General features: G+C 35.4%; 1 protein-coding gene and 1 pseudogene. Both read right to left on the reverse strand.

Going from position 1 to position 2198, the window contains the following annotated elements; genetic code table 11:
• Positions 1 to 241: 241 nt before the first annotated feature.
• Positions 242 to 814: alpha/beta fold hydrolase (locus tag AFK68_RS00710; RefSeq protein ID WP_143437381.1), on the reverse strand; the 573-nt coding region annotated here is incomplete at its 5' end.
• 1 nt (position 815) lies between these two features.
• Positions 816 to 1330: pseudogene (locus tag AFK68_RS00715) on the reverse strand (alpha/beta fold hydrolase); the annotation flags it as partial.
• Between the last annotated feature and the right edge of the window lie 868 nt (positions 1331 to 2198).

Below are 2198 nucleotides of genomic sequence, written 5' to 3' on the forward strand. Positions count from 1 at the left end.
CTATAGTTTTAAACGCTATATAGACAGTCTCTGGGTAAGTCCTATTATATGACTATATTTATTTACAAACTTTATTATACTTAGGGTATGTCATCAATTAGAAGTTATAAGCTTTGTAAGTCAAGGTCTTTATCATTTGGAGTCCTTTCAAGACCAAAAACTAAAAACTCTTGCTAGATAACATTTGCAGATTTAATTGATGACACGCTCTAGTATATGCTCATACAAACCTGTTTTTTGATTATTTTTTCCCGAAAAAGTTCAGCAACTCTCGATTCACTGTGTGGGGTACTTCTTGCTGAATCCAATGACCACAGTCAGGGATAACTTTTAACCAGAAAGGAGCAGCAATTAATTTGTCTAAACCTTCTGTAAGTTTTTGACTTAAAAAATAATCTTCTTTACCCCATAAAATTAAAGTAGGTGCTGTAACTTTTTCTGGCTTAGGGTTAAAGTTTTTTAGCCAATTTTGAGGCAAAAGAAATTGACGATAGTGATTAATTGCAGCGACTAAAGCTCCTGGTTTCTCCAAAGCTGCTTGATAAATCTGAGTAATTTCAGTAGTAAAAGCACTTTTACGAATTGCTTGTCCTTGAAAAATTCCTTTGATAAATTCTCTTAAGTTTTGCTGGATTAGCCATTCTGGAATTCCTGGAACTTGAAAAGCTAATATATACCAACTTCTGCGTATTTGATCTACATTTCCTGCCAATTCTTGAATTAATTTTTGTGGATGAGCTGCATTCAAGATTGCTAGACGGTTTAAGTATTCAGGAAATTTTTGAGCTAGATGCCATGCGATCGCCCCTCCCCANTTGATAAATTCTCTTAAGTTTTGCTGGATTAGCCATTCTGGAATTCCTGGAACTTGAAAAGCTAATATATACCAACTTCTGCGTATTTGATCTACATTTCCTGCCAATTCTTGAATTAATTTTTGTGGATGAGCTGCATTCAAGATTGCTAGACGGTTTAAGTATTCAGGAAATTTTTGAGCTAGATGCCATGCGATCGCCCCTCCCCAATCATGTCCAACAATATGTGCCTTAACATAACCTAAACGTTCAATTAGTCCCCGAATGTCAGCAGCTAAAGTATCTAAGTCATAACCATTATCTGGTTTATCGGAATCATTGTAGCCTCGTAAATCTGGAACTACAACCTTAAAATGACGTGCCAATGCCGGCATTTGATACCGCCAAGAATACCAGAATTCTGGGAAACCATGAAGGAGTATGACTAATTCTCCCTCACCTTGAGTAACACAATGTAGGCGAATATTATTGGTGTCTACAAAGAAATGTTGCCATTGAGATTCTAGAAGACTCATAGTTTGCAATCAACTCTCCTATCTTGCCAGACCGCTCTATACTTTGTTAGTAGTAATTTGTGTCCAGCTAATGTTAAATTTTTAACTTATCTATATCTATAGATTAACATCCGGTTAAGCCACATTGTCAGATTAATAGACAAGTAGCTTTTTCTATCTTGGTTACAGCAATTATTAGGTTGCCAATTTTTATACCTAATAGGACTTACCCAAAGAAACCCGGTTGCTAGGAAAAGTTATTTGTTTGAAAAATATGGATATATGAAAAAAATCGGTTTCTCGATTCCCATCCCTGAGTCCTGACTTAGTTGTTCGTACAAAAGTTTACTCAAATAGCTTTTCAGCTTGTACCAATTTCAAATACCTTAATTGGGTAGAGCTATAAATAATTCTATCAATTATCAAAGGCAAAAAAAATCATCCATTACCCTTGATTGATTCTTGAGTTTTTCTTGTAGAGAATGTATATGTATAGGGTTTGCTAAATAAATACTTTTTGTTGAGGTAGGGAGTAGGGAGTAGGGAGTAGGGAGTAGTTAATAATCAGGAAAAATAGGAGTTATACAGAAGGTAGTCATAAAGTATAGCAAGAGTGATTTTTCTGCAGAGCGTCATCCCAATATTCTAGGTTTTTGAGGCTCAAGGACTGAGAACCAAAGTATTTCAGACTCAAAAAGGCTAATACCTTTATCTGTCAATGCTTTGATATTTAATCAGCCAGCCCTATATAGTATTTTCAAATGATATGTAAATCAAAATTTAGTTTTCGGCATTCTTTTTTGGTTATCACAGATTGGTGTGACTAATCCATTAAGACCTCCAGCGATTGTCACTCGCCGAGCAACTTTTGAACGCTTGGGAGGCTATA

The sequence above is a fragment of the Hydrocoleum sp. CS-953 genome, from assembly GCF_002260545.1.
Classification (GTDB): Bacteria; Cyanobacteriota; Cyanobacteriia; order Cyanobacteriales; family Microcoleaceae; genus Trichodesmium.